The sequence below is a fragment of the Stenotrophomonas sp. GD03877 genome (assembly GCF_029840555.1).
Lineage (GTDB): Bacteria > Pseudomonadota > Gammaproteobacteria > Xanthomonadales > Xanthomonadaceae > Stenotrophomonas > Stenotrophomonas geniculata.
The window spans coordinates 20427-46555 of the sequence record NZ_JAOCCT010000024.1 but is presented as its reverse complement, the minus strand read 5'-3'; the positions used below and the strand labels follow the sequence as shown (position 1 = coordinate 46555).

General features: G+C 66.9%; 20 protein-coding genes. 6 read left to right on the top strand and 14 right to left on the bottom strand.

The window, feature by feature from the left end; translation table 11 throughout:
* Window positions 1-93 precede the first annotated feature (93 nt).
* Genes N5D20_RS16850 through N5D20_RS16840 form a run of 3 tightly spaced genes read left to right on the top strand, consistent with a single transcriptional unit; the run spans window position 94 to window position 4846 of the window.
* Complete coding sequence (locus N5D20_RS16850) at window positions 94-1941, top strand: amidohydrolase (RefSeq protein ID WP_279914816.1); 1848 nt, start codon at window positions 94-96, stop codon at window positions 1939-1941.
* The gene (locus N5D20_RS16845) at window positions 1920-3203 is read left to right on the top strand and encodes an alginate export family protein (RefSeq protein WP_197655062.1); all 1284 of its coding nucleotides are present in this window, start codon (window positions 1920-1922) and stop codon (window positions 3201-3203) included. The genes N5D20_RS16850 and N5D20_RS16845 overlap by 22 nt, the downstream gene beginning before the upstream one ends.
* The gene (locus N5D20_RS16840; protein WP_010485113.1) at window positions 3197-4846 is read left to right on the top strand and encodes an MFS transporter; all 1650 of its coding nucleotides are present in this window, start codon (window positions 3197-3199) and stop codon (window positions 4844-4846) included. Before N5D20_RS16845 ends, N5D20_RS16840 begins: the two co-directional genes overlap by 7 nt.
* A 102-nt stretch (window positions 4847-4948) precedes the next feature.
* On the opposite strand, the gene N5D20_RS16835 is transcribed toward N5D20_RS16840, so the two are convergent.
* Window positions 4949-5773, bottom strand: coding sequence for an alpha/beta hydrolase (locus N5D20_RS16835; RefSeq protein WP_071305363.1), 825 nt, complete (start codon window positions 5771-5773; stop codon window positions 4949-4951).
* A 186-nt stretch (window positions 5774-5959) separates the two neighbouring features.
* On the opposite strand from N5D20_RS16835, the gene N5D20_RS16830 reads away from it, so the two are divergent.
* Window positions 5960-6346, top strand: a complete 387-nt coding sequence (locus tag N5D20_RS16830; RefSeq protein ID WP_197601813.1) for a hypothetical protein — start codon at window positions 5960-5962, stop codon at window positions 6344-6346.
* A 69-nt stretch (window positions 6347-6415) separates the two neighbouring features.
* Here N5D20_RS16830 and N5D20_RS16825 read toward each other — a convergent pair whose 3' ends face one another.
* The 13 genes from N5D20_RS16825 to N5D20_RS16765 all read right to left on the bottom strand — a co-directional run bounded on the left by N5D20_RS16825 (window position 6416) and on the right by N5D20_RS16765 (window position 19002).
* The gene (locus tag N5D20_RS16825) at window positions 6416-7129 is read right to left on the bottom strand and encodes a DUF2968 domain-containing protein (protein ID WP_109815102.1); all 714 of its coding nucleotides are present in this window, start codon (window positions 7127-7129) and stop codon (window positions 6416-6418) included.
* A gap of 99 nt (window positions 7130-7228) precedes the next feature.
* Window positions 7229-9388, bottom strand: coding sequence for a TadG family pilus assembly protein (locus N5D20_RS16820; protein ID WP_010485121.1), 2160 nt, complete (start codon window positions 9386-9388; stop codon window positions 7229-7231).
* An 8-nt stretch (window positions 9389-9396) separates the two neighbouring features.
* Window positions 9397-9855: a DUF3613 domain-containing protein gene (locus N5D20_RS16815; RefSeq protein WP_279914811.1), complete on the bottom strand. Its 459-nt coding sequence runs from the start codon at window positions 9853-9855 to the stop codon at window positions 9397-9399.
* Window positions 9852-10748 carry a hypothetical protein gene (locus N5D20_RS16810; protein WP_010485125.1) on the bottom strand — a complete coding sequence of 299 codons (897 nt, stop codon included), beginning with the start codon at window positions 10746-10748 and terminating at the stop codon, window positions 9852-9854. Before N5D20_RS16810 ends, N5D20_RS16815 begins: the two co-directional genes overlap by 4 nt.
* Window positions 10748-11683, bottom strand: coding sequence for a type II secretion system F family protein (locus N5D20_RS16805; protein ID WP_010485128.1), 936 nt, complete (start codon window positions 11681-11683; stop codon window positions 10748-10750). Before N5D20_RS16805 ends, N5D20_RS16810 begins: the two co-directional genes overlap by 1 nt.
* Before the next feature lie 28 nt (window positions 11684-11711).
* Complete coding sequence (locus N5D20_RS16800) at window positions 11712-12668, bottom strand: type II secretion system F family protein (protein ID WP_049410331.1); 957 nt, start codon at window positions 12666-12668, stop codon at window positions 11712-11714.
* 2 nt (window positions 12669-12670) lie between these two features.
* Window positions 12671-14020: a CpaF family protein gene (locus N5D20_RS16795; protein WP_010485132.1), complete on the bottom strand. Its 1350-nt coding sequence runs from the start codon at window positions 14018-14020 to the stop codon at window positions 12671-12673.
* A complete protein-coding gene (locus N5D20_RS16790; RefSeq protein WP_312662351.1) occupies window positions 14005-15261 on the bottom strand; it encodes a fimbrial protein in 1257 nt (418 codons plus the stop codon). The genes N5D20_RS16795 and N5D20_RS16790 overlap by 16 nt, the downstream gene beginning before the upstream one ends.
* Window positions 15262-15288: 27 nt before the next feature.
* Window positions 15289-16647 carry a type II and III secretion system protein family protein gene (locus tag N5D20_RS16785; protein WP_010485136.1) on the bottom strand — a complete coding sequence of 453 codons (1359 nt, stop codon included), beginning with the start codon at window positions 16645-16647 and terminating at the stop codon, window positions 15289-15291.
* 18 nt (window positions 16648-16665) lie between these two features.
* Window positions 16666-17703, bottom strand: coding sequence for a Flp pilus assembly protein CpaB (cpaB, locus tag N5D20_RS16780; RefSeq protein ID WP_043402488.1), 1038 nt, complete (start codon window positions 17701-17703; stop codon window positions 16666-16668).
* 23 nt (window positions 17704-17726) lie between these two features.
* The gene (locus N5D20_RS16775) at window positions 17727-18203 is read right to left on the bottom strand and encodes a TadE/TadG family type IV pilus assembly protein (protein WP_010485140.1); all 477 of its coding nucleotides are present in this window, start codon (window positions 18201-18203) and stop codon (window positions 17727-17729) included.
* Window positions 18200-18745: an A24 family peptidase gene (locus tag N5D20_RS16770; RefSeq protein ID WP_010485142.1), complete on the bottom strand. Its 546-nt coding sequence runs from the start codon at window positions 18743-18745 to the stop codon at window positions 18200-18202. The genes N5D20_RS16775 and N5D20_RS16770 overlap by 4 nt, the downstream gene beginning before the upstream one ends.
* A 65-nt stretch (window positions 18746-18810) precedes the next feature.
* Window positions 18811-19002, bottom strand: coding sequence for a Flp family type IVb pilin (locus N5D20_RS16765; RefSeq protein WP_019337868.1), 192 nt, complete (start codon window positions 19000-19002; stop codon window positions 18811-18813).
* A gap of 686 nt (window positions 19003-19688) precedes the next feature.
* Between N5D20_RS16765 and N5D20_RS16760 the strand changes: the two genes are divergently transcribed.
* Entirely contained in the window at window positions 19689-20669 is a 981-nt protein-coding gene (locus tag N5D20_RS16760; RefSeq protein ID WP_010485148.1) for a helix-turn-helix domain-containing protein, read from the top strand.
* A gap of 235 nt (window positions 20670-20904) precedes the next feature.
* Window positions 20905-26100: a YadA-like family protein gene (locus N5D20_RS16755; protein WP_049480860.1), complete on the top strand. Its 5196-nt coding sequence runs from the start codon at window positions 20905-20907 to the stop codon at window positions 26098-26100.
* Window positions 26101-26129 lie beyond the last annotated feature (29 nt).

The window sequence follows — 26129 nt, the reverse complement described above, 5'->3', positions numbered from 1 at the left end:
CGCAACGTGGTGCTGGCCAGCGGTGCCGCTGTTGCGCTCAGCCTGGCCGGTCGCGCCGGTGCTGCACTCGATTCCACTTCCAAGGAGCGTCGCATGAGCACGCTGGTCATCCGCAATGCCCGCATCACCACCCTCGACCCGCAGCAGCCGCATGCGCAGGCGCTGGCTGTGCAGCAAGGACGCATCGTCGCCGTCGGCAGCGATGAGGAGATCATGCGCGGCTGGGGCAATGAAGCGACCCTGATCGACGCACAGGGCCGGCGCCTGCTGCCCGGCCTCAACGACAGCCACACCCACCTGATCCGCGGTGGCCTGAACTACAACCTGGAACTGCGCTGGGACGGCCTGCGCTCGCTGGGCGACGCCCTGGACATGCTGAAGGCCCAGGTCGACCGCACGCCCGCACCGCAGTGGGTACGCGTGGTCGGTGGCTTCACTGCCGCGCAGTTCAACGAGAAGCGCCTGCCGACGCTGCAGGAGATCAATGACATCGCGCCGGATACCCCGGTGTTCCTGCTGCACCTGTACGACCGCGCACTGCTCAACCGCGCCGCGCTGCGCGCGTGCGGCTACAGCAAGGACACGCCGGATCCGCCGGGTGGCCAGATCGTGCGTGATTCGCTGGGCAACCCGACCGGGCTGCTGCTGGCCAAGCCCAATGCGCTGATCCTGTACGCCACGCTGGCCAAGGGCCCGCGTCTGCCGATCGAGTACCAGGCGAACTCGACGCGCCACTTCATGCGCGAACTGAACCGGCTCGGCATCACCTCGGTGATCGACGCCGGCGGCGGCTTCCAGAACTATCCCGAGGACTACCAGGTCATCGAGCAGCTGCACCGCGATGACCAGCTGACAGTGCGCATCGCCTACAACCTGTTCACCCAGAACAAGGGCAAGGAAGTGGATGACTTCCGTGGCTGGAGCGAGATCCTGCAGCCGCGCCAGGGCGATGACTTGCTGCGCCACAACGGTGCCGGCGAGATGCTGGTGTTCTCCGCGGCCGACTTCGAGTTGTTCAACGAACCGCGACCGGAGCTGCCACCAGAACTGGAGCCGGAACTGCACGACGTGGTGAAGCTGCTGGTCGAGAAGCGTTGGCCGTTCCGCATCCACGCCACCTACGACGAGAGCATCAGCCGCATTCTCGATGTCTACGAACAGGTGAACCGTGAGGTGCCGTTCGATGGCCTGCACTGGTTCATCGACCACGCCGAGACCATCACCCCGCGCAACATCGAGCGCATCCGCGCGCTGGGTGGCGGCATCGCCGTGCAGCACCGCATGGCCTACCAGGGCGAAGCCTTCGTCGAGCACTATGGCGTGCAGGCCGCGCGGCATACGCCGCCGGTCAAGCGCATGCTGGCCGAAGGCGTGCCGGTCGGTGCCGGTACCGACGCCACCCGCGTGGCCAGCTACAACCCATGGGTGGCGCTGTCGTGGCTGGTGACCGGGCGTACCGTCGGTGGCCTGGCCCTGTATGGCGACGAGAATCTGCTGGAGCGCGAACAGGCGCTGCGCCTGTGGACCCAGGGCAGCGCCTGGTTCTCCGGCGACGAGGCCGTGAAGGGCACGCTGAAAGCCGGCCAGCTGGCCGACTTCATCCTGCTCTCGGCCGACTTCTTCCGCGTCGACGATGCGCAGATCGCCGACATCACCAGCGTGCTGACCGTGGTCGGTGGCCGCATCGTGCATGCCGACGGCGACTACGCCGGGCTGGCGCCGCAGCTGCCGCCGGCGATGCCCAACTGGTCGCCGGTCAACAGGTTCGGTGGCTACCATGTCGGCGGTGCTGCCACCGGGTTGGCCGCCGCCCATCGCCACCATCACGGCGTGGCCTGCAGTACGCATGGTGCTCACGGTCATGCCGCGCAACATGCGGCGCCCACCGATGACCTGGCCGCGTTCTGGGGCGCGATGGGATGTTCGTGCTTCGCGTTCTGAGCCTGGCGCTGCTGGCCGTGCCATCGCTGGCGCTGGCCTGCGAGGGTGGCCATTGCTCTGGCGCCGGCGACGGCCAATTGCGGTGGGACGCCTCGCTGCGCCTGCGTGGCCTGTACTACGACCCGACCCGGTTCGGCATCGGTGGCAGTGAAGATGGCTACGGCCTGCTGCGCGCGCTGGCCTCGGCCACCTATGCGGAGGACAGCTGGCAGGCGAAGCTGCAGCTGGGCGTGCATGCCGAGAATGGCAAGGCAGGCGGCCCAGGCCGCACCGACCGCAGCGCGCTGGACGTGCAGCAGGCGTACTGGCGCTGGCAGCGTGGCAGCTTCCACCTGCAACTGGGCCGGCAGGAAGCCGGCTATGGCAGCTCGCGGCTGCTGTCGGTGCGCGATGGGCCGAATATCCGCCTGGCCTTCGATGGTGCGCGCCTGGGTTGGAAGGGCCGCCTCGGCACGCTTGACCTGATGGCGCTGCGGCCGGTGCAGAACCGGCCGGGAGCCTTCGATGATCATGGCGAACACGGTGCCCACCTGTGGGGTGCCTATGCCACCACGGCACGCGGGCAGGGCGCAGGACAGTGGGATCTGTACCTGCTGGACTACCGCCGGGAAGGAGCACGCTTCTCGGCGGGTTTCGGCATCGAACGGCGGCAGACCGTGGGTGCGCGCTGGTTCGGCCAGTCCGGTTCACTGGACTGGAACAGTGAACTGGTGGCGCAGGGCGGTGAACTGCGCACCTCGGCAGCTACGCTCGACATCCGCGCCTGGACGCTGGCCACCGACACCGGCTGGCGCTGGACGGACCTGCCGCTGCAACCGCGGTTGGGACTTAAGGCGGACATCGCCAGTGGCGATGGCAATCTGCATGACGGCCGCCTGGGAACCTTCAATGCACTGTTCCCGAAATCGGCCTACTTCAGCGAGGCCAGCCTGCTGGCCCCGGCCAACCTGATGGACGTCCAGCCGACCCTGACCCTCCGCCTGCACGACGCGGTGACGACGGAGCTGGGCGTACAGATGGCCTGGAAGCATCGTCGTGCCGATGCGGTGTACACCACGCCGGCACCCCTGGTGGCCTTGCCCGGCACGGCCGGAGGTGCACGCCTGATAGGCACCCAATACAAATCCGAAACCCGCTGGCAGGCCAGCGAACACTGGCAATGGCAGCTGCAGCTGGCCTGGATCGATGCGGGTCCTGCGCTGAAGCAGGCCGGTGGCCAGGACACGCTGTTTGCCTCGATCGTTGGAGCATGGCAATGGTGAACGCAACCGCGTCGCAACCCCCCGCACAGGCCGCAGGTGCCTGGTCCCCGCTGAAGATCCGGATGTTCCGTTCGATCTGGCTGGCAATCCTGGCCAGCAACATCGGCACCTGGGTCAATGACGTGGCCGCCGCCTGGGTGATGGCCGAGCGTACCGGCTCGCCGTTGATGGTTGCCCTGGTGCAGTCGGCCACCACCGTGCCGATCGTGCTGCTGGCGCTGGCCGCCGGAACGCTGGCCGACATCGTCGATCGCCGCAGGTACCTGCTGGCGACCCAGGGCTGGATGCTGCTGGTCGCCGCGATAATGGCGACACTTACCGCGATGGACATGCTCACCCCGCAGCTGCTGGTGCTGCTGACTTTCTGCATGGGCTGCGGCGCGGCGATGGCGATGCCGGCGCAGGCCGCGATCGTGTCCGAACTGGTGCCGCAGCCGATGCTGGCCTCAGCGGTGGCGCTGAACTCGATCGGCATCAACATCGCGCGCTCGATCGGCCCCGCCATCGGCGGTGTGATCGTGGCGCAGCTGGGTGCGGTCTGGGCGTTCGGCTTCAACGCCATCACCTTCGCCGCGATGCTGTTCGTGGTGTGGGGCTGGAAGCGCGACCCGAAGCAGTCGAGCCTGCCGCCGGAGGGTTTTGGCGCAGGGCTGAAGGCGGGCCTGCGTTATGCCAGCCGTGCCGGACGCCTGCAGGCCGTGCTGATCAAGTCGGTCGGCTTCTTTTTCTTTGCCGCGGCGATGAACGCGTTGCTGCCGGTGGTGGTGCGTGGGCAGATGCACGGTGGGGCCGGGCAGTACGGCATGCTGCTGGGCTGCATCGGTATCGGTGCAGTGGGCGGTGCCTTGCTGCTGCCGAAGCTGCGCGCGCAGATGGATCGCGACCTGCTGGTGCTGCTGGCCACGCTCTCACTTGCGCTGAGCCTGGTCGGGCTGGCGCTGACCCGCAGCTGGTACGTGCTGCCATTGGTGATGCTGATCAACGGTTTTGCCTGGATCACCGTGCTGTCGTCACTGCAGATTGCCGCCCAGACCGCGGTACCAGCGTGGGTACGCGCGCGTGCACTGGCGCTGTACATCATGGTGTTCTCCGCCGGCATGGCGGCCGGTGGCCTGAGCTGGGGTGCGCTGGCTCAGCGTACCTCGCCGGAGCTGGCGTTGCTGGTGGCTGCCGCAGGTGCGGTGATCGGCGGATTGCTGGTGTGGCGCGTGCGCATCGCCGGTACCGAAGACCTGAACCTGCGTCCGGCCGGGCACTGGCCGGCACCAGAGCTGTCGGTGCCGGTGTCGAACGATCGCGGCCCGGTGCTGGTCACCATCGAGTACCGTATCGACGACGCTGATCGTGCCGCGTTCCAGGCGCAGATGCGCGCGCTGGGCACGATCCGCCGCCGCGATGGTGCCGTGGTCTGGGGCGTGGTCGAGGATGTGGCCAGCCCGGGCATCCACCTGGAGTATTTCGTGACCCCGTCGTGGCTGGAGCACCTGCGCCAGCACGAGCGCATCACCGCCGACGACAAGGCGATCCAGGAAGTGCTGCGGGAACTGCATCGCGGTGAGCGCGCACCGGTGGTACGCCACTTCGTGGGTGGGCATGACCCGCTGCCGAAGACCGGGGTCCCGCACCACCACAGCGACATCTGACAAAAAGGGGACGGAGGGGATCAAGTCGTTTGTGCACAAACGACTTGATCCCCTCCGTCCCCTTTTTTGTGCGGCGGCGCTGGGTAGCGCCGCCGCGGTGAATCACTTACGCGCGAACGCCAGCAGGTCGGCGTTGAACTGGTCGGCGTGGGTAACGGTCAGGCCGTGCGGCGCACCGGGGTACACCTTCAACTCGGCGTCCTTGATGATCTGCGAGGACAGCTTGGCCGAGGCATCGAACGGCACGATCTGGTCGTCATCACCGTGCACGACCAGCGCCGGCACATCGATCTTCTTCAGGTCCTCGGTGTAGTCCACTTCCGAGAACTCGTGCACGCAGTCGTACTGACCCTTGACGCCACCGAGCATGCCCTGCAGCCAGAACACATCACGCATGCCCTGGGTAACGGTGTTGCCGTCGCGGTTGGCGCCGAAGAACGGCGTGGTCAGGTCCTTGAAGAACTGCGAGCGGTCGCCGCCGGTGCCCTTGCGGATGCCGTCGAAGACTTCCAACGGGGTGCCGGCCGGGTTGGCTTCGGTCTTCAGCATCAGCGGCGGCACCGCGCCGACCAGCACCACCTTGGCCACGCGCTTGCTGCCGTGGCGGCCGATGTAGTGGGCCACTTCGCCGCCACCGGTGGAATGGCCGACCAGGATCGCATCCTTCAGGTCCAGTGCTTCGATCACTGCGGCCAGGTCATCGGCGTAGGTGTCCATGTCGTTGCCGTCCCAGGTCTGGCTGGAGCGGCCGTGGCTGCGACGGTCGTGAGCGATCACGCGGAAGCCGTTCTGGCCCATGAACAGCATCTGCGGGTCCCAGGCATCGGACGACAGCGGCCAGCCGTGGGCGAACACGATCGGCTGGCCGGTACCCCAATCCTTGTAGAAGATGCGGGCGCCGTCGGCGACGGTGACGAAGTTGCTCATTGCGGTTTCCTTGGCGGAAGGGAGGGAAGGCACTGGCAGTTGTGCCGGTGCCTCCGGCAGTACAGCGCAGCGCCAGGCCGGCGACTTGCACGGCTGTGCTGGATTACACCGGATGTGACGCATATCGCTCTGGCACGAAGCCGTTCCGGCATTGAGGATGGCGGTAGCCCTGCTGAGGAGCCTGCGATGTTGAATGCGTATTGGAGTCCGCTGTTGTGCCTGCTGCTGGCCGCGGGCGCGCACGCTCAGACCAACGTCTACAAATGCGTGGACGGGCCGCATCCGGTCTACCAGCAGACGCCGTGCCAGGGGCATGCGGAATGGCGCTGGGAGGTGCCGGCGGAGCCGGCCTCAACGGGTGCAACCATGGCCAAGGCGGCGAGCCCAGCCTCAAGCCGTCCGCGTGTGGTACGGCAGGCGCGTGCGCGGGCTGCACTGATATCGATCAGCGCGGATCCTGCCGCCTGTGAGCGCGCGCGGCAGCAACGCGCAAAGGTGCTGGCCAATGGCAAGCGCATGGACTTCGTGCAGCGCCGGCAACTGGACGATGCCGTGCATGAGGCGTGCCGCTGAAACGAAATGGTGCCGGAAACGACAACGGCGCCCGCAGGCGCCGTTGGACAGGATGCGAGGTGCTGGACCTCAGCGACCGTCGCTGGCAGCCGCCGGTGCCGGCGAGGGCACGCTGTCCGGCTTGGGAAGGCTCAGCTCCGGGTTGCCCTGTTCGGCCTGCAGGATCTGGATGCGGCGCTGCAGGGAATCCAACTGGCTGTTGGTGCTCTGCACGTCGCTGCTCAGGCTGACCGCCTGCTGCTGGGCCTGCTGAAGAGCGGCGCTGACCTGGGCCGACTGTGCCTGCTGCTGTTCCATTTCCTGCTGCAGGGCGCGCAGGCGTTCCTCGTTGTAGGCCACCAGGCGCTCGGTATAGCGCTTGCCGGCCTCCAGGCGGGTGGTGTCGATGTAGACCTGGGCCAGCTGCTCGGACTGCTGCGCGAAGGTGCGGTAGACACGCTCGGCGTTGTCGACGGCATCGGTCTTGATCACCCGCCAGAAATTCTTCTCCTGGAACAGGGCGACGTAGTAGGTCAGGGTGTTGGCATTGAACAGCAGGCTGGCGCCGTAATTGCCGTTGTAGGTGGTGCGCAGCTCGGTCAGCTGGCGGGCATCCATCAGCTGCTTGAGCTCGTCAACGGTGTTGCGCACCACCGGTGCGGTACGTGCGGCCGGCTCTGCGGCTGCTTCGCGGTCGCTACGGGCAGCCATCGCCGCCGGTGCCACCAGCATCATGGCCACGGCCAGCAGTGCCGCGCCGCGCGCGTGCCGGGCGAAGACCGCGCCCCCTGAAGTTTCTCGCATGTCTAGACCATCCACGGATGAGTGTGGGTTGAGATGAAGGTGGTTCCCCGCCGGGAGTCTAGCATGTGCGCGGGCGCCGCCAAGGGCGCCCGTCACGGGTCAGTAGACCAGTTGTGCGGGCGTGCACTGGATGGACTGGACATGCACATCCGTACGGCCCAGTTCCAGGCCCAGTACCTGGGCAAGCAGTGAGCGCAGCAGCGAGCCGACACTGTTGAGCAGCGGCTTCAGGACGTCCAGGGCGGGCTTCAGCAGGAAGCACAGCAGGCCCGAACAACTGACCGGGCCATTGCCGGGGGCGGTGACGCCGTCGCCGGCGAACTGGTCCAGGAAGCCGGCATCGGCGGTCTGCAGGTAGGAAGTCAGGTTGTACTTCATGCAATTGTTGTAGGTGGTGTCATCCAGGGCGCCGATCAGGCTGTTGCACTGCTTGACCAGCAGCCCACCCACAAGCGCTCCCAGGACGCCATCGAGGAGCCCCGAGCCAACCCCGGTCACTGCGTTGCGGAATCCTTGCCAGACCTTGCCGTCGACCATGCAGGTCACCAGCACACAGCTGGTCGGTACCCCTTTGGTGATGTCCCAGTTTCCCAGTGGTTTCAATCCCTGCGTACTGTCTCCGAATTCCAGCAGCTTGATGGTTGCGTCGACATCGTATCGCTTGCGACCAACGTTGGCTGCTTTCAGGTAGCGATCGGCCAACTGCGCTGCGGTCGAGCCCTGGCTCATGCCATCGTCGCGAGGATCGAGCACCCCGGACAGTACGCGCAGCAGTTCGCTGACCAGTTCAGACACGGCGGTGCCCACCTCCAGGGAGTTGACCTGGGTTGAACCGGTCGCGCCGGCGGGGAGGGTGAGGCTTTGCGTGTCGGTCAGCGTATTGACCTTGATGCTGTCATTGATCAACGGGGCGCCGAGCAGTGTCAGCATCTGTTCCTTCTGCAGGGTGTCGCCACAGACATTCTGCTTGGAAAACCGCTCGCTGTCGGCCACCTTGCCGACGCAGGCGCGCAGCACGGAGGACTCGACCTTGATCGTCGCCGTGGGAGGCGTGCTGCCACATTGCAGGCTGGTCAGGGTCGCCATTGCATTGGTCACGTCTGCATGGACCGGCAGCTTCAGGCGGATGCCCAGCAGGGAAAGTACGCCGCCTGCAACGGGGATGTTGTTGGTGTCGATGTCGAGGAAGACGCGGATCTGCGCGTTGTAGGCGCGCGAGCCAATGCCTCCGATGGCGATCGACGGCGGCTCCACCACGGCGGCTTTCGCATTGACCAGGCCCAACAGGTTGAGGTCATTGACCGAGACCGCACGGCCGCCATTGGCTATGCTGATGCTGGTCCCTATAAGGTCCAGCACATTGACATCGGCCTGCAGCGCGCTGGAAATCGTTCCATCCGGCGCGACCACGCGTGCGAACAAGCCGCCGCCGCTGTCATCGGAGCCGAGTTTCACCTCCAGCTGCTTGAGGTCGATGCCCTGCACGACCAGGGCATTCTCCAGCGCACTCAGGTCCACGTGGGCAACGCCCTGCTGGGTGAGCAGGTCAACGGTCGCCTGAAGGATCTTGCCCAGCTTGACCTTGCGGCCCGCCAGCAGATTGTTGAACTCGGCCACGCCCATGTTGACGTCGATCGGAATGCCCAGTGCCTGCAGCAGTCCGTTCGGGGTGATATGCGCCTGTGCAAGGCCGTCGTAGCCGAGCAGGGTGGTCTTGTCGAGGTCGGCACCCACCAGTTTCAGGACATTTCCCAGTGGCGTGTTGCCGTTGATGCGGAGCAGTTGCGAGCCGACACTGAAAACCGCCGTGGGCTCTGCACGGCGCGCCACGGCCTGGGCGGTCACGGTCGGCAGGCTGCTGTTCTGCCCGAAGAAGGGAAGCACCGCGCGGCGGGTGATGACACGAACGGCGTTGCGTTGATTCGCAGCATCGACGGCCGGGCTGAAGTGCCCCTCGGTGGCCCGGGTCACGTTCCAGTTTCCGCAACGGATTTCCAGGCTCCCAGCGAACCTGTTCTGGGTGAGTGCGCTCTGCCGCGCAGCACTGTTGTCGCTGTTGTCCGAGGTGCACAGCTCCAGCCGTTGCGCTCCCGCCAGTGCGGCCAGATCAGCGACTTTCTGCGCATCGCGCTTGGCCCAGAACAGGTAACCGATCTCGATCAGGCCCAGCATCGCCAGCAACGCCAGCATGACCAGCATCATGGTGATCGACATGCCGCCCCGTGGGCGGCTGAAACTGAACTGGCGTGGGCGTTTCATGGCCTACCTCAGCGTCCGGATGAGGATGATCCCTTGGACTTGGCGACATCGGTTTCAAAGAAGTCCGGGATCTCGTGTTCGAAGCTCTTCATGTAGCGGGCGTAGCTCAGCGTCGCCTGGTCGCCGAGGATCGGCAGGTGCTGCCCGGCCTGTTGCCCCGATGCCTGCAGGCGGAACAGGTTGCGCGTGGTATCGCCGATCTGGCTGCGGTCGGGTCGCGCGGCTGCAGCATTGCCATCGGTGATGGCCACTGCTGCGGGCGCCGCCTGCGGCACCGGTGTTGGCGGGGCCATCAGGTCCACGGTGGCCAGTGACTCGGACTGCAGCGGCTGCGGCGTCGGCACAGCCGGCGTGCTGCCGCCAAGCATCTGACCGGTCAGCGGCTGTTGCTGCGCCTGCACGGCAGTGGCCGGTAACAGGCAGATCAGAACGGGCAGCAGGCGTCGGGTCAGGGGCGTCGCGGTCATGGTGTGTTCCCGTTCGGGTGGTCGGAGGTACTGAAGCGTTCCAGCATCGAGGGCGGCAGGCGCTGCGGATCGCGTTCGTCGCGGCTGTCGCGGCGTGGTTCCGCCGCCAGTCGCGTGGCGGCGGGCGGGTTGCCGACGGCATCTCTGGCGAGAGCACGCGCAGTGGCCGGCACGGCTGCGGCAGCGGCCGATGCGGCCTGGCGTTGCTGCAGGCGGGCACGGATCTGCGCCGCCTGCTGCTGGATGCTGAGCCGGGTCTCGTCGTTGAGGTTGGCCTGCTGGGCGAGGCGTTCGGCGGTGGTGGTGTCGCCACGCAGCACCGCCCACAGCGCGAGGTTGGCAGTGGCCTTGGCATTGCCCGGCGACAGCTCCAGCGCCTTGGCCAGGGGTTCGCGCGCGCGCTCGAACTGCCCGGCGCGCAGCCGCGCATAGCCGAGGTCGCCGAGATAGCTTGTATTCAATGGCTGCAGTTCGGTCGCCCGCGCCAGTGCCTGCTCACTGCCGGCGTCGTCGTCGCGGCGCGCGGCAATCAGGCCCAGGCCATGTGCGGCCGCGGCGGCCTGGGGACCACTGGAAAGATCGCGGTACAGGGCGATCGCAGCATCGGCCTGGCCGGTCTCGCGCAGCGCGTCGGCCTGCAGCAGACGCAATGCCGGCGGATCGCCGTAGCGCTGACGGAAGGCGTCGACGTGGGCGAGCGAGGCATACCATGCGCCTTGCTGCTGCATGCGTTCGATCAGCTCCAGGTAGGCATTGCGGCTGTCCTGCGGCGCCGGTTCGGGCGCGGCCAGGCTGGGCGCGCGCAGGTACTTCGGTGTGGTCGATGCACAGCCGCTGGCGCCGGCAACGGCGGCCAGGGCAACAATCAGGCAGGAAGTGCGCAGGGCAGGCATCAGGGGGACCCCATCTTGGACATGGTAGTGGCCAGCGCGACCAGCGCCGGGCCGGCAAGGACCAGCATCAGCGCTGGCAGCAGGGTCAGCATCATCACCACGGTCATCTTCACCGAGAGCTTGCCGACCTTTTCCTTCAGCGTGTTGCGACGCTGTTCGCGCAGGCGGATGCTGAACTGCCGCAGCGGCTCCTGCACCGCGCCGCCATGGGCGTGCACCTGCAGGATCAGCTGCATCAGGCTGGTCAGGTCATCGTCTGCATAGACCTCGCTCAGCCGGCGCAGCGACTGCGCGCGCGTGCGGCCATGGGTATAGGCGACGTTGGCCTCCTGCAGCTCGCCGCCGAGGACCGGCAATGCATCGCGCAGCTTGTCGCCGAGCGTCTGCAGGCTCTGGTCCATGCTGAAGCCCACGCCCTGCAGCAGGCGCAGCAGGTCGATCAGCAGCGGCAGCTCGTTGTCGACCGCGCGCCGGCGCCGCTTCACCCAGGAGGAGAGAATGAACTTGGGCAGCAGCAGGCCAGCGGCCAAGGCGCCGATGATCACCATGATCCTGGCCAGCCCGGTGACGCTGCTGAATGTCAGCACCAGTGCCAGCACCAGCACGGCCAGCAGCAGGCGCAGGCCGAGGTAGATGGCCGTACCGCGGCGGGTGTTCCACCCGGCCAGATCCAACAGCAGCCGGTCTTCATTGGCCAGCAATGCCGCTTCCAGGCGGCCGCCGCTGAGGGCACGGCCGAAGCGTTCGAGCCAGCCCAGCGAATCGTGCCGTGCAGGTTCGGGGTCACGGGACGCCTCGCGCGGCTGCAGGGCGGTCTTCAACGTGGCCGTTGTACGCTGCTCACGATGGCTGCGTACCCAGCCGCCGATACCCAGCAGGGCGATACCTGCAGCCAGTACGAGCAGGGAGAGGGCGAACCAGGCGCTGGCGCTCATCGGTCGTCTCCGGCGGGGCGGGGGTGGTTCATAGCGATTTGGCCAGGCGATACAGCAGGAAGCCACCGACAAGCTCCATGCCCAGTGCAAGCAGCAGGATCTTGTGGCCAAGCGGATCGTGCAGCACCGGCTGGAAGAAGTCCGGGCTGGCGATCGCCATCAGCACCGCGCAGGCCGGTGGCAGCAGGCCCAGCACCCAGGCTGACATGCGCGTCTCCGAGGTCGTTGCCGCAAGCTCCTGCTGGGCCTGTTCCAGATCGCGCATGAAATCGCCCATGCGCTGCAGGATCTGGTCGGAGCGCCCGCCGATGCGCACGCTGACACCGATCACCACCGACAACACCTTCAACACATCCATGCGATAGGGATGCGAGGCCTGTGCGAGTGCACGGTCCAGCTCCATGCCACTGCGCGCAAAGCGCACCGTAGTGTCCAGCAGCCCGCGCAACGGCGCGCTGGTCTGCATCGAAGCAACCTGGAACGCGGCCTGCAGGCTGTTGCCCAGTGCCGTCAGCCGCACCAGGTTGTCGAGGAAGTCCGGCAGCTGATGCAGCAGTTGCGCACGCAGCTTCGTGGTCCGCCGCATCACCCACAGCCAGCAGCCAAGCAGGTACAGCAGCAGGGTCAGCGGAAACATCCATGCGGTGCCCAGCCGCAGCATCGCCACCACCGACAGTACCAGCCCCGGTACCAGCAGCATGATGGGAATTTTCCAGCCGGTCTGCAGCCCTGCGCGCTGCAGCAGGCCATCCAGCGGCAGCACGCGGCGCCCGGTGCTGGCGGGCCGCGCCGGATCGTTGGCAGCGGTGACGGACGGCCCGGCGGGTGCTCCGCCCGTGGCGCTTCCGCGCGAAAGCTGCTGCTCGGCGTGCCGCATTGAAACCTGGCGTTGTTCACGGCTGCTGGCCGTGCCCCACAGCCAGGCTGCCAGCGCCAGCAGCACCGCGATGATGCTCAACATGCCCAGCAGCGCGCCGGTTCCCATGCTCAGAAGTCTCCGTAGAGCGATTCGCGCAGTTGTTGGCGGAACGGCTCCAGCTTGTGTGAGTGCGGATGGAAGCCCAGCCCGACCCAGCGATCGATCTCTTTGCCGTTGCCGTCGATCTGCAGCTCGTGGCGGAACATTTCCTGGGTGGTGATCAGGTTGTCGCTGACACCGGTAATCTCGGTGATCGATACCAGCACGCGGCGCCCGCTGCCCAAGCGCGAGATCTGCACGATGAAGTCGATGGCACTGGCGATCTGCCGGCGCAGGCTGTCCTCGCTGCCCTGGAAGCCGGCAAAGCCGGCCAGCATCTCGATCCGGTACAGGCAGTCGCGCGGTGAGTTGGCGTGGATGGTGGCCATCGAGCCGTCGTGGCCGGTGTTCATTGCCTGCAGCATTTCCAGGACCTCGGCGCCGCGCACCTCGCCCACCACGATGCGATCGGGGCGCATGCGCAGGCTGTTGCGGACCAGATCGCGGATGCTGACCGCACCGTGGCCTTCGGCGCCACCGATACGGCTTTCCAGGCGGACCACATGCGGGTGGTTGAGCGAGAGCTCGGCGGTGTCCTCGACGGTGATCACGCGCTCGTTCGCGGGGACGTAGCTGGCCAGGGCGTTCAGCAGCGAGGTCTTGCCGGAGCTGGTGCCGCCGGATACCAGGATGTTGCAGCGGCCCAGCACCATCGCCTTCAGCAAGGCCTGCATCGGCGCATCGAAGGTGCCCTTGGCCAGCAGTTCATCGGGGGTGAACGGGTCCTTGCGGAACTTGCGGATGGACACCATCGGTCCATCCACCGCCAGTGGCGAGATGATCGCGTTGAGACGGCCGCCGTTGGGCAGGCGCGCATCGACCATCGGATTGGAGTCATCCAGCCGGCGCCCAAGCGGGGCGAGGATGCGGCGCAGGATGCGCAGCAGATGCGTATCGTCGGTGAAGCGCTGGGTGGCCCGCTTGAGCTGGCCGCCCTGGGACACGTGCACATCCTTGAAACCGTTGATCAGGATGTCTTCGATGGACGCGTCGTGCAGCAGGTCGTCCAGCGGGCCAAAGCCGGTCAGCTCCTTGACCAGGCCGTTGGCCACCACCTGCATTTCCTCTTCGTTGATCGGGATGCGCCACTCCTGGATGAAGCCCACCGTCTGCACCTGCACCCAACGGGCGATGGTGTCGGGGGCCCAGGAATCGATGTCGATGCGCTCGTCCTCGATGCTGTTGAGCAGGTGCTCATGCGCGGCCGAGAGCACCTTCTGGTACTGCTCGGTCTGCGCGAACGGCTGGTGGCCCGGCGAGCTTTCGGGCAGCACCGGCCGGGCAACGGCATGCGGGAACGGGGTTACCTTGTCTTCCATTGCGATCCACCCAGGGCAAGGGAGAGTCTTTCCCGCAGGCCCTGCGCCTGGACCGGGCAAGCAGCCGGATCCAGGCGTGAAACCAGCGGAGCGAGGGCACGCAGGTAGGGGTCGCGCGGTGCATCCTGCAGCAGCAGGTGGCCCTGGCTGGCAGCCAGGCGCACGCGCGGTCGTTCGGGAAGCGTCGCCAGCAGGGGCACCTCGAATCGGCGCGCGATCTGCTCCGGGCTCATGCCGCTGCTGTCATCGTGGCGGTTGATCACCAGCTGCAGGCGCTTCTCGCGTTCGCGCTGCCCGGCAAGATGCTTCAGTGCCTGGTCGAGCGACACCAGTGTGGCGATGGAGGCATCGGTGACCAGCCAGATCTCGTCGGCCTGGTCCAGCAGCAGCGGCGGCAGCTGACGCAGCGGGCAGCCACCGGCATCACACAGCACGCTGGCGAACACGGTGCGCAGGCGCTGCAGCAACGCACCCGGATCGGACGGCGGTACCGCATCGCTGCCGCTGGCGCGGTCCAGCAGCACGAGCCCGGAATCGTGACGGGCCATGGCCGTGCGGGCGAGGGTGGCATCGATGCGGCTGGCGTTGCGCAGCGCGTCTTCGTAATGGAAGCGGCTGTCCAGGGTGAGGTATAGCGCGAGGTCACCCGAAGGCTGGGCCAGCTCCATCAGCAGGCCGTCCTGATGCAGTGCCTCGCCCTGTGCCAGCGCACGGGTCTGCTGTGCCAGCACCGAGAGATGTGCGGCCAGCGTACTGGTGCCGACCCCGGCGCGCACGCCCAGCAGCACGATCAGGCGCGCCTTGTGCGCGTGCTGCGCGGCGGCAGCTGGTCGTGGCGACAGGGCGCGACGCAGCGCGGCCTCGATACCGACGTTGTCGCTGTCCAGATCCAGCACATCACGCAGGCCCGCCCGCAATGCGATGACGACGCCTTCCACCTGGCCGGCGCTGGTGGCACCGACGGCAACCAATGCCAGATCCGGCTCTGTCTGTTGCAGTTGCTGCGCCAGCACGCTGGAGGCGGCCGCATGCTCGGGGCGGAAATCGAGCAGCACAAGGCTCTGCGGCCCACGTTGCAGATCCTGGGCGGAGGTCGGCGTACTGCTGTCCTGCCAGTGCAGGGTAGTGGTCGGCGGCAGTTTGGCCGCCAGCCGGGGCAGCAGTTCGCGATCCATTCCATACAGGACCAGGTTCATCGGCGGTCCTTGCGGATGCAGCGGCTGGGCAGTGGCATAGGGCATGGGCGTGGTATCGCAGGCATCATGGAATCAGCGTGAGAAGCCGGGCACCGGGTCCTGGCTGATCGGACCCAGCAGCCAGGCGCCCCATTCGGGCATGTGCGGCTTGGCTTCGCGGTCGCCGGGCAGTGGCAGGTCGGTGTTGCGTGCCAGCGGCTTCACCAAGCGTGGCGTGACGATGATCACCAGTTCCTTGTCCTGGCGCTTGTAGTCGAAGTTGCGGAAGAACGAGCCGATGATCGGCAGGTCACCCAGCAGCGGGATCTTGCCGACGCTGGACACCACGTTGGAGCTGACCAGGCCACCGATCACGAAGCTCTCGCCATCGCCCAGCTCGACCGTGGTGTCGGCACGGCGGGTGGTGATCGAGGGAATCTGCACGCCGTTGAGCGCGATGGCGTTGCTGTAGTCCAGGTCACTGGCTTCCGGTGCGACTTTCAGGGCGATGCGGTTCGGCGCCAGTACCGTCGGTGTCACGGTCAGGCCGATGCCGAAGGGCTTGTAGGTGATCGTCGTGGTGCCCAGCCCCTGCGGTTCCAGGATCGGCAGCTCGCCGCCGGCCAGGAAACTGGCGCTCTGTCCGGACAGCGCGACCAGTGTCGGCTCGGCCAGCACGCGCGCCATGCCATTGCTCTGCAGCAGGTCGACGTCGGCATTCCACAGGCCCTTGGTCGAGCCGAATACCAGGCGGAAGGCCGAAGAAATGGGTGATTCGGCTTCGTTGCCGGAGTTGCCTTCCTTCATGCCGGGCAGGATGCCGGTGTTGCCCGGCAACTGGCCGCCCGGGCGGGCGAAGCCGTAGGCGAAGTTGCCGTTGCGGTTCTGGAAGCTGATGCCGATCTGCTTCAATGCGGTCTTGTTGAACTCGACCACCTTGACCTCGACCTGGACCACGCCGCCGCTGCTCACCGTGGATGCGTCGGCAAGCAGGCCCTCCTTGCCCAGCGCCATGGCGGCGGTCTTCTGTTCCTGCATGTGCGAGAGCACGCTGTCGGTGCTTCCCTGCAGCAGGCCCTGATTGTCCTGCTGGGTGAATACCAGCCCGTTCGCGCCGGTGTCGGCCGCACCCTGCACCGCGCTTTGTACCCGCACCTGCAGGCGCTGTGGTTCGGCCTGCTTTCGGTGCCAGAGCAGCAGCGTGGTAGTGCCAGGCGCCTTGCCGACCAGCAATGCCTGGCGCTGGCCGCGCAGCATCACGATATCGGCCACGCCCGGATCGGCAATGGCGACCCGCTCCAGATCGCCCGGCAGGGTCCAGGGACGCTGCTCACGCGCCTGCAGCACCAGGTCGTCGGCGGCCACGCTCGTCGCCGGTGCCAGCAGCACCAGCAGCAGGGCCAGCCAGCGCTGGCGGGGGGAAGGGCGTGGACTGCGGCGACGTTCGGTCATGGATGCGCTCGATGCAGGTCAAAGGGAACCACGGGGGGCGGAGCTGTCGCCTCGGATGATTTCGATACCCGATGCGCGCGGGGCACTGCGCCGCGGTGCGGGTGCGCGTGCCGGGGCATCCTGGGCGCTGCGCGCCGGTGTGTTGCTGCGCCCGGCCAACGCATCGCCGTCGATGCCGGCGAAGGCGTGATTCTCTGGCCGTTGCAGCGCAAGCTGCTGCTCCGCATCAAGCCCCCGCAGCGGATCGATCACCCCGCGTGCCTGCGGGAACAGCGCCAGATCGGGCTGGCCGGAATCGGCAGGGTTGCGCAGGGCCAGGAACAGCTTGCCCTGCTGTGCACCCAGCAGCAGCCGGTTGGCGTCGGCCACCGGTACCGCCAGTACCGCGCTGCGTGCGGGCTGGGCAGTCTCGCTGCCCGTGCTCTGGGTGCTGCTGCTTCCGGTGATGTCAGCGGCGCGCGGATCGTTGCGGGCATCGGCTTCAGTGCTGGCAACAGCGTCATGGTTGGCCGGGGCGATGTCCTGCTGGCCATAGCTGAGCACGCGCAGGCGTGACAACAGCAGGCGCGTCTGTGCTGCATCGGCCGGGCCGCTGGCGCTGGATTGGGCAGTGCGCAGGTTGAGGAACACGTCGACGAAATCACCCGGAAGGATGCGGTTGCCGGCACCCACCAGCTCGTCCACCGGGACCGCGAGTGCGCGTTCCCCGGGGCGCAGCTGCAGCGAGAATCCCTGCGCGAGTGCATTGCTGCTGATCGCCGTGCCTTCGGCGATGTCCTGCACCGGTACCTTTCCGACCACGGCGGAAATGCTGGTGGCGGCACCGGCAACCGGGGCGCTGCGCTGTGCCAGACGCAATCCGTTGGCAGAGATCGGTTCGCCGGCCGGCAGGCGTGCCACCGCCTCCACCACGGTGATCGCCTGGGCATCGCTCCGCGCGACCGGGGCAACCGTGGCCGGCGCGGCCTGCTTGCGCCCGATCATCAAGGCGATCACCGCCAGCAGCACGGCCAGCCCGATCAGGGCGACGGCAGCAATGCGGGTCAACTTGAGCATGGAACCGTCTCCTGTACCGAACGTCAGTTGCCGCTGCCGAGGTCGAGCTGAGCGACCGCGACGCTGCGGATGGGAGCCCGCATCACCCACTTGTAGAGCGTGGCGGTGCCGGGCAGGAAGGGGTGGCTTGCGTAGTCGTAGCTGACTGTCACGGTCATGCACTGGGCGCTGGCCAGTCCGGCGCAGGGGGCCTGCGCCGAAACCAGAATGGCGTTGCTTCCGCCATTGCTGCAGTCGACCGGCTGACCCGAGAAGTTCAGCAGCCACTGCATCGAACTGCGCGCCGCAACACAGGCTGCAGTACGGCGTTCGTTGGCGCTGCCATAGCGCAGCGATGCGCGCGCACCCTCGGCCGAGGCGGTTGCCAGGGTCTGCTGGGCCGCCATGATCATCACGCCGGAGAACGTGAACAACAGCAGTGGCAGCAGGCCCAGCATCAGCATCAGTGCGAACTCGATGCTGGCCACGCCGCGTTGCCGGCGTGGGTTCTGGATGTTCATGCCACACCTCCGTACGTGCTGATGAGGATCCAGGCGATGGCGGATACCGCCAGGTAGGCGGCGTAGGGAATGCCTTGGCGTCCCTGGCGGGCGCTCTGCATTCCGCGCAGCGCCGGGTGCGAATGCCATTGCGAACTTGCCCGATGCATATGGGCTTGAAGGCCGATGGGCAGTACTGGACCCAACCGGCGTGATACCAGCACCAGTGCGGCATGTGCGCCCGCCGCCAGGCTGGCCGCGATCCAGATCGGCAGCAGTGCCTGCCAGCCCAGCATCAATCCCAGTACCGAAAAGAATTTGACATCGCCGGCGCCCATCCAGCGCACTGCATGGAAAGGCAGCAATGCGACCAGGCCGAGCGCCGCGCCGGCAATGTGGGAAGCCCACGGCAGGCGCGGCGCGTTGAACTGTCCGGCGATGAGCACGACAACGGTGATCGCGCATGCGGACAGCAGCCAGGCGTTGGGCACCCGACGGGCGTACAGATCGCTGATCGCGATCCGCAGGCACACACCGATGGCCAGCAATCCCAGCAGTGTCATCGCACCCTCCTTTGTCCGTCAGTGGACGGTCAGCAGCTGCTGTCCCTGATCAGCCTGGGAGCGGCTCAGGCCGGTGTGTTACCTGACGCCTTGTCGGCAAGCTTGGTGAGATTCTCAAAGAGCGTTTCGAAGAAATCCTTGATCTGCGTGCTGCCCAGTGCGATCAGGACACCCGCAATCACAGCCGCCAGCAGGCCGTACTCGAGTGCGGTAACGCCATCTTCTTCCTTCAGGAACTTGCGGATCGATGCGTTCATGACGTTTGTCTCCCTCTACCTGTCTGCTACAGGACACCTGTTGGGCGGTGGCCCGGCTCCGCCGGGATCGTCCGTGGACCTCCGCACGTCCTGGCGGAGGAGGCACGGCGGGACGGACCCGCCATGCTCAAGCAGGGTGATCGATTCCAGGCGGGACGCCGTTCGCGCAACCGCGACCGCACGGCGCGGAGCCGGTGGTCGAGGTGTCGAGCGATACGTGCATGGTCATGCTGTCCCCCTGGGTGCGGTCATTATCAAAGACCGGATCACCGTGTTATCGACTTTGCCTGAATGGCGGCCGGCTGCAACCGGAACCTATATGCAAATTCGGCAGAATCCCTTCGGTCCTTAATTTTTCACGCGGGTTCTGTGACGGAAATCCGTTCGTGCGCAAAACGATTCATCGACGTGCAGATAATGTGAGGCGGGTTTTTCAGTCGCATGCGAAAACTGTGCCAAACACCACGACCTTGTTTTCACGTCTGTATCCATCTTATTCAATGCAGTGCAGATGTTTACCCCGTTGAATTATCGGGCATACTCGTATTCAAGTACTCGCGTTTCTTTTGGGGTGCGCACTTTGCTGGCGCGCATCCCGGCGATGGAAGAGATTCCATGAGAGGTGCGCGCCCTGTCAGGCAGTGGGGGCCGTATCGCACGACGGATAATCGGGGGACGACACTGTCATGGTCGATGGTGGGGTAGGAGACAGCGACGACAGCGGCCTGCGGTCGATCGACCTGGCGACGCTGAGCGGCGTGCTTCGTGTATGTGATGTCGAACTGCTACTGCTCGATGGCAATGGGCCGCGGGCGGCCTTCGCTTCACGCGTGCACGAGGAGGCGTTGTTCTGCAGCATCAGCTGTGGATTCCATTGCCGTGGACGATTCATGCTGCCGCCGGACTGGGCGATGCTGGGGTATCTGCACGCGACCGATGAAACCCTGAGCTGGTGCCACGGTGTACCGCTCGTGCCTGGAATGGCGTTGACCGTGATGCCGGAGGGTATCAGCGAGTTCACCCTGAGCCCGGGCACGCACATGACCCTGATGCTGGTGCCGGTGGCACGGGTGCAGCGCAAGCTGACCGAACTGAGCCTGCGCAGTACACCGCCGGCCGGACAGGCACTTTCGCTGTTCAATCTCGCCAGCGAGGCCGCCCCGCTGGCACAGCACTACCAGCAGCTGCACCTGCAGCTGGGCCAGGGCACGGGCCTGCAGCCTGAAGAAACCGAGCGGCTGCTGCACGAACACGTGCAGGCACTGCTGGGCGCGGGTTCCGCCGATCGCCCGGGTTGCAGCCGTGCGCGGCGCACACATTATCTGATCGCACAGCGGGCGGAAAACTTCATGCGCCTCAACCTGCGCCGCAATATCTACATGAATGAGATCTGCGATGCTGCCGGTGTCAGCGAGCGTGGGCTGCGCTACGCGTTCGAGGACCTGTTCGGCACGTCGCCCAATCGTTACCTGTCGATGCTGCGCCTGTGCGCGGCCTGCCGCAGCCTGTCGATGGCTGATTCCAGCCGCCGTTCGGTCAAGGCCATCGCCCTCAGCTGTGGCCTGTGGGACCTGTCGCGCTTCGCCGACAACTACCGCAAGGTCTTCGGTGAACTGCCGCGTGACACGCTGATGCGCGCTCCCGCGCAGATCGGCCAGCCAGCTTGATTCAAGCCCCGTAAGGGTTTCCCGGCAGTTCCTGCCGGAATTGCATATCCGCTTGCCGATATGGTTGCCGCTTCTGCATAACCGGCTGCCGATTCCGACCGTGGATTTGCCGGAATGCGCGATTTCCGTGCCGGAATGAAGTGCGCAGCCGCCGTTGCAAACGCTGAAATGTCAGTCACCTGCCTAACGGCAAGTCCACTGACATTCCAGTTGTTCGCCTACGGGGGAAATGCTCATGAACCGCATCTACCGGCGTGTATGGAACCGCCAGCTCAATGCTCTGGTTGTGGCCTCGGAACTGGCCACCGGCGACAGCGGCGGCAGCGCCGCCCGCGATCCGCGCAGTGCACTGCTGATGCCGACCGCACTGGCCCTGGCCCTGCTGTGCGCGCTGGCCAGCGGGCATGCAGGCGCGTCCGAATCCAATCAGTCTCTACGTGACCTGCAGGCACTGGCCGCGAAGTACGCGCAGCCGATGCCGGCCAAGGTCGACGCGGAAGTGGCGCTGGCTGCCGCATCGCGCCAGGCGCAGAGCAGTCCGGCGATCAGCGCTGACGCGCGTGTCGGCCTGCAGCTGAGTACGAACTCGCTGCCGATCGTACGCGACGTGCTGCCGGCCACCGTGCAGGTGAAGCTGGCGGCGAACGCTGCGCCGAAGCAGGTCGCGGTTCCTGCGCTGGCTGCCGATGTCCGCGCCAATGTCGGGCTGGGTCATGCAGCGTCCCATGTGGCGAAGATTGATGCATCGCTGGCGGCCAACGTTGCGCCGTACGCGCATGCGCCGCTCGGTGTGGCTGCGGATGCCCAGGCGAAGGCCGGCGTTGGCATCGCCGGTACCCAGGTGGCCTCGATCGATACCGGTGCCAAGGCGGCCGCCGCTGTTGCTGGCGCACCGGCTGGCTCGCTGTCCGGCCTCAAGGCGTCCGTTGACGGCAAGGTGGATTCGCAGCTGAAGCTGGCGGGCCACCAGATCGACGGCCAGGGGCAGGTCAAGGCGACGGCGGCGGTCACGCTGCCGGCCAAGGAGGAGCTGCCGGGCGAGACTCATGATCGTGCGATCACCGCGGCCTTCGATACCGGTGTTGCCGGCAAAGTGCGCGTGCAGGCGCCGGATGGCCAGGAGGTCGTGGCCGACCGCAATCTGAAGCTGGCCGGCCAAGCCACCGTGGCAGCGCAGAACAGCGCGCTGGGCGTCGGTGGCCTGGTGGGCGGCGTTGTCGGCGCAGCAGGTGGCGCCGTGGGCGGCGTGCTTGATGGCACCGTAGGCAACACGGTTGATGCGGTCGGCGGCGCCTTGCACGGCACGGTTGGAACGGTAGGCGGCGCAGTGGGCAGCACGCTCAATGGTGCCGTTGGCACGGTTGGCGGAGCCGTAGGCGGTGCGCTCAACGGCACCGTTGGAACTGTCGGTAGCGCGGTGGGCGGCGCGCTCAACGGTGCGGTTGGCACGGTCGGTGCAGTTGGCGGCACCGTGGGTGGTGCACTCAACGGGACGGTCGGTTCGGTCGGCAGCACCGTCGGTGGTGCGCTCAACGGTGCGGTTGGCACGGTCGGTGCAGTTGGCGGCGCCGTGGGTGGTGCACTCAACGGGACGGTCGCTTCGGTCGGCAGCACCGTCGGCGGCGCGCTCAACGGTGCGGTTGGCACGGTTGGCGCAGTCGGCGGCACCGTGGGTGGTGCACTCAACGGCACGGTCGGTTCGGTTGGCGGTGCCGTGGGCGGCACGCTCAACAATACGGTGGGTGCAGTAGGCAGCACCGTCAGCGGTGTACTCAACGGCGCAACAGGTGGCAGCACCGGCGGCCTGGGTGGCCTGCTGGGCGATACACTCGGCAATGTCGGCGGCGCCGTCGGTAACCTGCTCAATGGCAACCTCAACGGCACCATCGGCAATCTCGGCAGTGCCGTAGGCGGCCTGGTCGGTGGCACGCTCGGCGGCCTCGGCCTGACCAAGCCCTCGGCGATCCCGCCGACCAGCCCGAAGGCGCCGGCTCCGGCCGACCCGAACGCTGGCCTGATCATCGGCACCGGCGGCCTGGTCGGTAATGTCGGGCAGCTGATCGGCCCGACCACCACCAGCCTGTTCGGCGGCAACGGCTACCTGAGCAACGGCAACCTCAAGCTCAGCAACGCCAACGTGATGCAGACCTACTCGACGGTCAATGTGCTGGGACTGCCGGTGGTCAACCTGTCGCCGGTCGGCAGCACCCTCAATGGCCTCGGCGGCGCTGTCACCGGCGGCAGCTCGCACCTGACCCTGATCGGTGGCGTCACCTCCGACAGCTACATCTACAACATCAACAACGGCAATCCGGGCGGCCTGCTGGGCCTGTTGCTGCCGAAGGATTCGCCGGCCTGGGCCGCCAAGTGCCTGGACATCGCCCTGGCCGACATCTCCTGCTGGGCCGTCAACGCCGCGCAGGACTACCAGGTGCTGATGGGCGACGGCGCCTTCGCCAACGGCTCGAAGGAAGTGGTGATCGGTGCCAATGCGCGGCACGAACTGCCGAAGGTCGATGCCAACGTGGCCTTCCCGGGTGCAGGCACCAATGACCCGAGCAACCCGACCGGCGTGCCGACCGCGGACTACGCCGCACGCATGGGTCACTCGGTGATCGTCGGTGACAGCGCGGTGGGTACTGCCAACGGGCAGACCCTGCTCGGTGCCGAGGCCACCTCGAACCAGGCCAATTCGGTCGCACTGGGCTACCGCTCGGCCGCGCTGCGCGGTGCCCAGGCCAGCTACAGCGCCTATGGCCTCACTGCGCCGCAGGTCTCTGCCGGTGAAGTGTCGGTGGGTACCGCCGGTGGCGGTGAGCGCCAGATCACCAACGTCGCGGCGGGTAGTGTCAATACCGATGCGGTCAACGTGGCCCAGCTGAAGGGGGCCATCAGCCTGATCGATGATGTGGCGGCCGCTGCGGTGACCTATGACCTGGACGGTGCCGGCAACCCGAACTATCGCCGTGTCACGCTCGGCGCGGGCACCGGCACCACCACCATCGGTAACCTGGCTGGCGGTGCAGTCACGGCCGGCAGCCTGGAAGCGGTCAATGGTGGCCAGCTGGCGGCGACCAATGCTGCCATCGCCAGCTTCTTCGGCGGCCGCGCAGCCTTCGATCCTGCCAGTGGCGCGTTCACTGCGCCCCTGTTCGAGATCAGCACCATCTCCACCGGCGGCGCCATCGCCAAGGGCCTGTATGAGAACGCTACCGATGCCTTCGCCGCGGTCGATGGCTCGCTGGTCAACCTCAACACGCAGATCACCGACATCCGTAACGGTGGCACCAAGTACCTGCGGGTGAACTCGACCGGTACCGAGGCCCTGGCCAGCGGTGCCGACTCGATCGCAGTCGGCACCAACGCCCGCGCAACCGCGGCCAACAGCATCGCGGTCGGTGCCGGCAGCCTGGCCGATCGTGCCAACAGCGTGTCCATCGGTGCCGCCGGTGCCGAGCGTCAGGTCACCAACATGGCGGCCGGTACCGCAGCGACCGATGCAGTCAACCTGGGCCAGCTGCAGGCCTCGGAGCAGGGCGCCCTGCGCTATGACCTCAACGGCGACGGCAGCGTCAACTATGCCAGCGCCACGCTGGGCCAGGCTGGCACCGCCACCACGCTGCGCAACCTCGGCCCGGGCCAGGTCAGTGCCACCAGCAGCGAGGCCATCAACGGTGCCCAGCTGTTTGCCGCCAACCAGGCCGTGGCCACCCACCTCGGAGGTGGTGCAGCGGTCAATGCCAGCGGTGTGCTGACCGCACCGACCTACGCGATCAACAACGTCGCCGCCAACGGCACCGTCACCAAGGGCAGCTACAACGACGTCGGTACCGCCTTCGATGCCGTCAGCAACTCGCTGGCCAACGTCGCCGACCAGACCGGCGAGATCGACAAGCTGGCCGTGAAGTACGACGTCGACGGCAGCGGCAACGTGCTCAACAGCGTGACGCTGACGGGCACCGGCACCGGCGCGGTGAAGATCACCAACGTCGCCGCCGGCAGCATCCTGGCCGGCAGCAGCGATGCCATCACCGGCGACCAGCTGTTCAACACCAACAGCACCATCGCCAACTACTTCGGTGGCACCACCGCGTACAACGGCACCACCAATGTGTGGACCGCGCCGAAGTTCAGCATCTCCAGCATCGCCACCGACGGCACGTTTACCAGCGGCGACTACAACAACGTCACCGCCGCCTTCACTGCGGTGGACGGCTCGCTGAAGGTCCTCAACCAGCGCATCACCAACGGCGGCGGTGGCAGCGCCTACCTGGCGGTGAACTCGACCGCAGCGGCTGCAACGGCTGCCGGCGCGGAAGCGGTGGCTGTCGGCCCGCAGGCCAGTGCGGCCGGTGCCAACAGCGTGGCGGTCGGCAACGGTGCCAGCGCCAGTGCAGGCAACAGCGTCGCCCTGGGTGCCGGTTCGGTGGCCAGCGTTGGTGCGCAGAGCGGCTACACCGGTGCCTACGGCCAGACCGGCGCCAGCAACTCGGCCGGTGAGGTCTCGGTCGGCAGCACCGGCAGCGAGCGCAAGATCACCCACGTTGCCGATGGCTCCGACACCTACGACGCAACCAATGTCGGCCAGCTGAAGAATGGTGTGAACTACGCCATCGATGAGTCGAAGAAGTACACCGACCAGAAGATCCAGAACATCACCAACGTGGCCGGCAGCTTCCGCGCCAACAACACCAACAACCTGGCCGATCCGTCCGCCAGCGGTGCCAACTCGGCCGCCGGTGGTGCAGGCTCCACCGCCGCCGGTGCCAACTCGACCGCGCTGGGCAATGGTTCGCAGGCGCAGGCCGACAACTCGGTGGCGCTGGGGGCGGGTTCGGTGGCGAACCGGGCCAACACGGTCTCGGTCGGTGCCAGCGGCGCCGAACGCCAGGTCGTCAACGTGGCTGACGGTTCGCAGGCCACCGATGCGGTCAACGTGCGCCAGCTGCAGGCCTCGCAGCAGGGCACGATCCGCTACGACACCACGGTGAACGGTGCGACCAACTACAACAGTGTCACGCTGGGCAGCACCAACAGCGGCCCGACCACGGTGCGCAACGTCGCCGCCGGCACCGCCGGTACCGACGCAGTCAACGTGGACCAGCTGAAGTCGGGCATGGCGCAGACCCTGGACTGGTCGAAGGCCTACACCGACGAGCGCATGGGGGGCTTCGAGCGCGACCTGCGCAAGACCGACAATCGCGCCTCGGCCGGTATCGCTTCGGCGATGGCCACCGCAGCCCTGCCGCAGCCCAGCGAAGCGGGCCGCAGCATGGCCTCGGTCGCTGCCGGCAGCTACAACGGCGAGTCGGGCGTGGCGGTCGGTATCTCCGGTGTCTCCGAGGGAGGGCGCTGGATCTACAAGTTCAGCGGCTCCACCAACAGCCGTGGCGAGGCCGGTGTGGCCGTCGGTGCCGGCATCCAGTGGTGATCCCCGCCGCCGGGCCGCACGCGCGGCCC

Bases quoted from the DNA above. Each gene is read 5' to 3' on its own strand.
- N5D20_RS16830 (WP_197601813.1), top strand. From the start codon at position 5,960: ATGTTGAATGCGTATTGGAGTCCGCTGTTGTGCCTGCTGCTGGCCGCG.
- N5D20_RS16840 (WP_010485113.1), top strand. From the start codon at position 3,197: ATGGTGAACGCAACCGCGTCGCAACCCCCCGCACAGGCCGCAGGTGCC.
- N5D20_RS16805 (WP_010485128.1), bottom strand. From the start codon at position 11,683: ATGAGCGCCAGCGCCTGGTTCGCCCTCTCCCTGCTCGTACTGGCTGCA.
- N5D20_RS16770 (WP_010485142.1), bottom strand. From the start codon at position 18,745: ATGACACTGCTGGGATTGCTGGCCATCGGTGTGTGCCTGCGGATCGCG.
- N5D20_RS16775 (WP_010485140.1), bottom strand. From the start codon at position 18,203: ATGAACATCCAGAACCCACGCCGGCAACGCGGCGTGGCCAGCATCGAG.
- N5D20_RS16850 (WP_279914816.1), top strand. From the start codon at position 94: ATGAGCACGCTGGTCATCCGCAATGCCCGCATCACCACCCTCGACCCG.
- N5D20_RS16795 (WP_010485132.1), bottom strand. From the start codon at position 14,020: ATGGAAGACAAGGTAACCCCGTTCCCGCATGCCGTTGCCCGGCCGGTG.
- N5D20_RS16755 (WP_049480860.1), top strand. From the start codon at position 20,905: ATGAACCGCATCTACCGGCGTGTATGGAACCGCCAGCTCAATGCTCTG.
- N5D20_RS16790 (WP_312662351.1), bottom strand. From the start codon at position 15,261: ATGCCCTATGCCACTGCCCAGCCGCTGCATCCGCAAGGACCGCCGATG.
- N5D20_RS16765 (WP_019337868.1), bottom strand. From the start codon at position 19,002: ATGAACGCATCGATCCGCAAGTTCCTGAAGGAAGAAGATGGCGTTACC.
- N5D20_RS16825 (WP_109815102.1), bottom strand. From the start codon at position 7,129: ATGCGAGAAACTTCAGGGGGCGCGGTCTTCGCCCGGCACGCGCGCGGC.
- N5D20_RS16800 (WP_049410331.1), bottom strand. From the start codon at position 12,668: ATGGGAACCGGCGCGCTGCTGGGCATGTTGAGCATCATCGCGGTGCTG.
- N5D20_RS16820 (WP_010485121.1), bottom strand. From the start codon at position 9,388: ATGAAACGCCCACGCCAGTTCAGTTTCAGCCGCCCACGGGGCGGCATG.
- N5D20_RS16760 (WP_010485148.1), top strand. From the start codon at position 19,689: ATGGTCGATGGTGGGGTAGGAGACAGCGACGACAGCGGCCTGCGGTCG.
- cpaB (WP_043402488.1), bottom strand. From the start codon at position 17,703: ATGCTCAAGTTGACCCGCATTGCTGCCGTCGCCCTGATCGGGCTGGCC.
- N5D20_RS16835 (WP_071305363.1), bottom strand. From the start codon at position 5,773: ATGAGCAACTTCGTCACCGTCGCCGACGGCGCCCGCATCTTCTACAAG.
- N5D20_RS16785 (WP_010485136.1), bottom strand. From the start codon at position 16,647: ATGACCGAACGTCGCCGCAGTCCACGCCCTTCCCCCCGCCAGCGCTGG.
- N5D20_RS16815 (WP_279914811.1), bottom strand. From the start codon at position 9,855: ATGACCGCGACGCCCCTGACCCGACGCCTGCTGCCCGTTCTGATCTGC.
- N5D20_RS16845 (WP_197655062.1), top strand. From the start codon at position 1,920: ATGTTCGTGCTTCGCGTTCTGAGCCTGGCGCTGCTGGCCGTGCCATCG.
- N5D20_RS16810 (WP_010485125.1), bottom strand. From the start codon at position 10,748: ATGCCTGCCCTGCGCACTTCCTGCCTGATTGTTGCCCTGGCCGCCGTT.